Annotated in this window: 5 protein-coding genes; all 5 read left to right on the forward strand. The window is 62.0% G+C overall.

What is annotated here, in order from left to right; genetic code table 11:
* Nucleotides 1-35 precede the first annotated feature (35 nt).
* Nucleotides 36-1,409 carry a trigger factor gene (gene tig / locus DFO68_RS01895; RefSeq protein WP_133481463.1) on the forward strand — a complete coding sequence of 458 codons (1,374 nt, stop codon included), beginning with the start codon at nt 36-38 and terminating at the stop codon, nt 1,407-1,409.
* Nucleotides 1,410-1,497: 88 nt separating this feature from the next.
* On the forward strand, nt 1,498-2,118 hold the full coding sequence (clpP, locus tag DFO68_RS01900; protein ID WP_133481466.1) for an ATP-dependent Clp endopeptidase proteolytic subunit ClpP: 621 nt from the start codon (nt 1,498-1,500) through the stop codon (nt 2,116-2,118).
* 125 nt (nt 2,119-2,243) lie between these two features.
* The gene (clpX, locus tag DFO68_RS01905; RefSeq protein WP_133481468.1) at nt 2,244-3,524 is read left to right on the forward strand and encodes an ATP-dependent Clp protease ATP-binding subunit ClpX; all 1,281 of its coding nucleotides are present in this window, start codon (nt 2,244-2,246) and stop codon (nt 3,522-3,524) included.
* A gap of 198 nt (nt 3,525-3,722) precedes the next feature.
* Nucleotides 3,723-6,131 (forward strand): endopeptidase La, encoded by a 2,409-nt coding sequence (gene lon, locus DFO68_RS01910; RefSeq protein ID WP_133481470.1) that lies wholly within the window; start codon nt 3,723-3,725, stop codon nt 6,129-6,131.
* 178 nt (nt 6,132-6,309) lie between these two features.
* Nucleotides 6,310-6,582, forward strand: a complete 273-nt coding sequence (locus DFO68_RS01915; protein ID WP_133481472.1) for an HU family DNA-binding protein — start codon at nt 6,310-6,312, stop codon at nt 6,580-6,582.
* Nucleotides 6,583-6,772 lie beyond the last annotated feature (190 nt).

Genomic DNA, 6,772 nt, shown 5'->3' on the forward strand with positions numbered 1-6,772 from the left:
TTTCACAGAACGCCCCAGCCGGTAGAGGATATTTCATGCAAGTTTCCGTCGATACGACCTCCCCGATAGAACGCCGCATCAAGGTTCAGGTGCCGGCCGCCGAGGTCGACGAGGCCGTTGCTGCCCGTCTCAAGGACGCCGCGAAGACCGTGCGCATGGACGGCTTTCGCAAGGGCAAGGTTCCGATGTCGGTGATTCGTCAGCGCTATGGGCGCGGCGTGCGCGATGAGGTGGTGGGCGAAGTGATGCGCGAGCGCTATGTGCGTGCCATCTCGGAAAACGCGCTCAATCCGGCCGGGTATCCGCAGATCGAAGCCGACGTCAACGAGGAAGGCAAGGATCTGGAGTTCACCGCTACCCTCGAGATCTATCCCGAGGTCGAGCTATCGTCCATCGAGGGCGCCGAGATCGAGCGGCCGGTGGTCGAAGTGAGCGAGACCGATGTCGACGAGATGATCGACACCCTGCGCAAGCAGAATGCCGGCTGGGAGGCGGTCGAGCGCCCTGCCGAGGACGGGGATCAAGTCACGATCGACTTCCAGGGCTTCCTGGGCGATGAGCCCTTCGAGGGCGGCAGCGCCGAGGGTCACGAGCTGGTGATCGGGTCGGGCAGTTTCATCCCCGGGTTCGAGGAGCAGCTGATCGGTGCCCGGGCGGGCGAGGACAAGACCATCGAGGTCACCTTCCCCGAGGATTACCAGGCCGAACAGCTAGCTGGGCAGGATGCGACCTTCAAGGTCAAGGTCCAGGCCGTCAAGGGCCAGGCGCTGCCCGAGGTGGATGCCGAGTTCATCGAGAAGTTCGGCGTCGAGGATGGCGATCTGGATAGGTTCCGTGCCGAGGTTAAGCAGAACATGATCCGCGAGGCGAACCAGGCCGCCGACAATCGCGTCAAGCAGCAGGTGCTCGAGGCGCTGAAGAAGGCCAACGACATCCCAGTGCCCCAGGCGTTGGTACAGCAGGAGACCGAGGGTCTCAAGCGCCAGGCGGCTCAGCAGTTCGGTCTGGGTGAGGACTTCGATGTCAGCCAGTTGCCCGACGAGCTGTTTGCCGAGCAGGCCAAAAGCCGGGTGCAGGTCGGCCTGCTGCTGGCCGAGGTGATCAAGACTCACGAGCTCGATGCCTCCGACGACGAGATTCGGGCCAAGGTCGAGGAGCTGGCCCAGCAGTACCAGGATCCGCAGCAGGTGGTCGAGTACTACATGGCCAATGACCAGATGAAGACCCAGGTCAGGTCCGCCGTGCTGGAAGAGAAGGCCGTCGACGTGCTGCTTGAGCAGGCCAACGTCAAGGACGTGGCAATGAGCTATCAAGAGGCCCTGGCCGCCGCCCAGCAACAGGGTGAAGTCGCCGACGAAGGCGAAGAAGAGGCCGAGAGCGATGAGCAGGACGAGCAGAAGCAGGCCTGATCACGCCACGTTGCTACCTGCCTGACCAGCCGGTCGGGCAGCGTGTTACCCCACGCTTCCATTCATCGGAACCAAGGACATCACTTAGATGAGCAACCCGTTCGATATCCAATCCGCCGGTGGCCTGGTGCCCATGGTGGTCGAGCAGAGCGCGCGCGGCGAGCGGGCTTATGATATCTATTCCCGCCTGCTCAAGGAGCGCGTGATCTTCCTGGTGGGCCCGGTGGAAGACTACATGTCCAACCTGCTGGTGGCCCAGCTGCTGTTCCTGGAGTCCGAGAACCCGGACAAGGACATCCATCTTTACATCAACTCACCGGGTGGCTCGGTGACTGCCGGCATGTCGGTCTACGACACCATGCAGTTCATCAAGCCCGACATCTCCACGGTATGTATCGGCCAGGCGGCGAGCATGGGTGCGCTGCTGCTGGCCGGTGGCGCCGCCGGCAAGCGCTACTGTCTGCCCAACTCGCGAATGATGATCCACCAGCCGCTGGGCGGTTATCAGGGTCAGGCCTCGGATATCGAGATCCACACCCGCGAGATTCTCGGTATCCGCGACAAGCTCAACCAGATCCTGGCGCACCATACCGGCCAGGATATCGCCACCATTGCCCGGGACACCGATCGTGATAACTTCATGAATGGTGCCCAGGCCGCTGAGTATGGCCTGATCGATGCGGTACTGGAACAGCGGCCGACATCCTGATAGCGTGAAACTCATCCGAGTGACTTTCCTGCACTGAAATGTTTCCTGGCGGCCTTGGCCGCCGTGGTGGATCCGACCCTCCATGCGCGATACGGTGGGGGCGTCTTTATGAAAGAGGTACGTGAATGGCCGACGGCAAAGGCAAGGACGAAGGCGGCAAGCTGCTCTACTGCTCGTTCTGCGGCAAGAATCAGAACGAGGTACGCAAGCTGATTGCCGGTCCGTCCGTGTATATCTGCGATGAGTGTGTCGATCTCTGCAATGACATCATTCGCGAGGAGGTGCTGGATGCCGATGCCGAGAGCGATGAGGAACGCCTGCCCGCTCCCCGCGAGATTCGTCGCACCCTCGACGACTATGTGATTGGTCAGGACCGCGCCAAGATGGTGCTGTCGGTGGCGGTCTATAACCACTACAAGCGCCTGCACTTCGGTGCCAAGGACGATGACGTCGAGCTTGGCAAGTCAAACATCCTGCTGATCGGGCCCACCGGCAGCGGCAAGACGCTGCTTGCCGAGACCCTGGCGCGGCTGCTCAACGTGCCCTTCACCATCGCCGACGCGACCACCCTCACCGAGGCGGGCTACGTTGGCGAGGATGTCGAGAACATCATCCAAAAGCTGCTGCAGAAGTGCGATTACGATGTGGAGAAGGCCCAGCGCGGCATCGTCTATATCGACGAGATCGACAAGATCTCGCGTAAGTCGGACAACCCGTCGATCACCCGTGATGTCTCGGGCGAGGGTGTGCAGCAGGCGCTGCTCAAGCTGATCGAGGGCACTACCGCCTCGGTGCCGCCCCAAGGCGGGCGCAAGCATCCTCAGCAGGAGTTCCTGCAGGTCGATACCGGCAATATCCTGTTCATCGTCGGTGGCGCCTTTGCCGGGTTGGACAAGGTGATCCGCGATCGTGCCGAGAAGGGCGGTATCGGCTTCAATGCGGTGGTCAAGAGCAAGGACGAGACCAAGGGCGTCGGTGACCTGCTGCTCGATGTCGAGCCCGAGGATCTGGTCAAGTTCGGCCTTATCCCTGAGTTCGTGGGTCGTCTGCCGGTGATCGCCACCCTCACCGAACTGACCGAAGATGCATTGATCCAGATTCTCACCGAACCTAAGAACTCGCTGATCAAGCAGTACGCCCGGCTGTTCGAGATGGAGGGCGTGGAGCTGGAGTTCCGCGAGGATGCCCTGCGGGCGGTGGCCCGCAAGGCCATGGCGCGCAAGACGGGCGCCCGCGGTCTGCGCTCGATCCTCGAATCGGTACTGCTCGACACCATGTACGAGATTCCCTCTCTGGAAGGGGTGTCCAAGGTGGTGATCGATGCCTCGGTCATCAACGGCGAGAGTGAGCCGTTGCTGATCTATTCTCAGCAGGAGGCGCAGCGGGTCGACGGTACCGACGGCTAAACCATCGGGGTCTGGCCCCGGGCGGGAGTGGCTCTCCTTCCTGCATCGGCCATGCTGGCCGGCAGGAGTCGCGAGGCCCTCCCGCTTTTTTGTGACCGCGACCGTCATGCCTGGTGGGCGGTTGGTGCGCCTTGTAAAGCCTTCCCGTCGCCCCCACTCCCTGAGTATTCATTCGATTTCGTGCGAGGAACGTCTGCGATGCAGCAGAACGCCGAACAGACCCTGAGTCTGCCCCTTTTGCCACTGCGTGATGTGGTCGTCTATCCGCAGATGGTCATCCCGCTGTTCGTCGGCCGCGAGAAGTCGATCCAGGCACTCGAGGCGGCCATGGCAGCCGACAAGCGCGTGCTGCTGGTGGCTCAGCGCGAGGCCAGCAAGGACGACCCCGATAACGAGGACATGTTTTCCATCGGCACCGTGGCTGAGATCATGCAGCTGCTCAAACTGCCCGATGGTACGGTCAAGGTGCTGATCGAGGGCGAGTCACGAGCCGATATCCGCGAGATCATCGCGACCGATGGCGGCTACAGCCGCGCCGAGGTCAGCCTGCGCGAGAGCGAGCCGCTCAGCGAGCGCGAACAGGAGGCGCTAGTGCGGGTGCTGCTCAACCAGTTCGAGCAGTACGTGAAGATGTCGAAGAAGGTGCCCAATGAGGTGCTCAATTCGCTCTCTGGCATTGAGGACCCCAGCCGGCTGGTGGATACCATCTGCGCCCACCTGTCGCTGAAAATCGACGACAAGCAGCAATTGCTGGAGATGGACCGGGTACGCGATCGTATCGAGCATCTGATGGCGCTGATCGAGTCTGAGATCGACCTGCTGCAGGTGGAGAAGCGCATCCGCTCGCGGGTCAAGGAGCAGATGGAGAAGTCCCAGCGCGAGTACTACCTCAACGAGCAGATGAAGGCCATCCAAAAGGAGATGGGCGAGCTCGAGAACGTGCCCAACGAGGCCGAGAAGTACGAGCAGGCCATTGAAGAAGCCGGCATGCCCAAGGAGGCCCGCGACAAGGCGCTTCAGGAGCTTGGCAAGTTGAAGATGATGTCGCCTAACTCCGCCGAGGCCACGGTGGTGCGCTCCTACCTGGACTGGCTGGTGGCGGTGCCGTGGAAGAAGCGTACCCGCATCAAGCATGACCTGGTGCATGCCCAGAAAGTGCTCGACGAGGACCATTACGGCTTGGACGAGGTCAAGTCGCGCATCCTCGAGTACCTAGCGGTACACAAGCGGGTCAAGAAGCTCAAGGGGCCGGTGCTCTGCCTGGTGGGGCCGCCCGGGGTGGGCAAGACCTCGCTGGGGCAGTCGATCGCTCGGGCCACCAACCGCAAGTACGTGCGCCTAGCCCTTGGCGGGGTGCGCGACGAGTCGGAGATCCGTGGCCATCGACGCACCTACATCGGCTCGCTGCCCGGCAAGTTGATCCAGCGCATGGCCAGGGCTGGGGTCAAGAACCCGCTGTTCCTGCTCGACGAGGTCGACAAGATCGGCATGGACCATCGTGGCGACCCCTCGTCGGCGCTGCTCGAGGTGCTGGACCCGGAGCAGAACGACACCTTCAGCGACCACTATCTGGAGCTGGATTACGACCTCTCCGAGACGCTGTTTATCTGCACGGCCAACTCGATGAACATCCCCGGTCCACTGCTTGACCGCATGGAGGTGATCCGCCTGCCGGGCTACACCGAGGATGAGAAGCTGGCCATCGCCCGTCGCTACCTAGTGCCCAAGCAGCTCAAGGCCAACGGCTTCAAGGCGGACGAACTGTCATTCTCCGACGACGCACTGCTCGAGCTGATCCGCTACTATAGCCGCGAGGCGGGGGTGCGTGAACTGGAGCGCCAGATTGCCAAGGTATGCCGCAAGGTGTTGCGCGAGCGCCTCGAGAAGGAGAACCAGGAGGGCGCCCAGGCGCCGGTGCTGCTCTCGGCAGCCGACATCGAACCCTACGCCGGGGTGCGTCGCTACAGCTACGGCCTGGCCGATCAGGAGGATCAGGTCGGCCGGGTGACCGGCCTGGCCTGGACCTCGGTGGGGGGCGAGCTGCTCTACATCGAGTCGGTGATCACGCCCGGCAAGGGGCGTCTGGACAAGACCGGCTCGCTCGGCGACGTGATGAAGGAGTCGGTCAGCGCGGCACAGACGGTGGTGCGGGCTCGAGCCCTGGCACTGGGCATCGACCCGGAGCGCTTCGAGAAGGAGGATCTGCACATCCATGTGCCCGAGGGCGCTACGCCCAAGGACGGTCCCAGTGCGGGCATCGCCATGGTCACCGCTATGGTCTCGGCTTACACGGGGCGGCCGGTACGCTGCGATGTGGCGATGACTGGCGAGATCAATCTGCGCGGCGAGGTGCTGCCGATTGGCGGGCTGAAGGAGAAATTGCTGGCTGCCAGGCGCGGTGGTATAAAGACAGTGCTTATTCCCGAGGAGAACAGCCGCGATCTCAAGGAAGTTCCTGACAACATCAAGGAAGCCCTCGATATTCGTCCGGTGCGCTGGATCGATGATGTTCTGGAGGTGGCGCTGGTCGACAAGTCGACGCCGAAAAAGGAAGATGCTCGAGGGGAAGATTCCACCTCTTCGGCTCCAATGATAAGCACGCATTAAGCATATTTTTCTCGTCATGTCGGTGCTTGAGCCCCGGCATGGCGCGGTTTGGCAAGGGAGTTTGCTTGACAGCTCTTTCACTGCATTGCTATAAACACCCGCCATGCTGTGATCGCGTCAGCCAGCCGAAAGTCTCGCCGATTAGAGCCAATTTACGAAAAATGTCAAGGGGTGAAGTGTGAACAAATCCGAGCTGATCGAAGCCATTGCCGCGTCTGCCGACATTCCCAAGGCAGCGGCTTCTCGTGCGCTGGATGCCATGGTCGACACCGTGACCGAAAGCCTCAAGAAAGGTGACAGCGTTTCCCTGGTGGGCTTCGGCACTTTCCAGGTTAAGGAGCGCGCTGCACGCACCGGCCGTAACCCGCAGACCGGTGAGCCGATCGAGATCAAGGCTGCCAAGGTGCCGAGCTTCAAGGCCGGTAAGGCGTTGAAGGATTCCGTCAACTGAGTCGACGGTGCCTGCCGTATCATCGACGGTTGGCTTCCTATCAGGCGCATCGCCCCGGCGGTGCGCCTGTTTGCTTGTGCGCCAGGCATGGCGCGCAGCGCCTGACTGGCGCTGTTTCCAAGGGTGGTGCCTTGGAATGACTTGGGGGTGAAAGTCCCCTGCACGCCCGGCAAGGGGAAGTGCTAGCCGA

It is taken from the genome of Halomonas ventosae (assembly GCF_004361885.1).
GTDB classification, from domain to species: Bacteria; Pseudomonadota; Gammaproteobacteria; order Pseudomonadales; family Halomonadaceae; genus Halomonas; species Halomonas ventosae_C.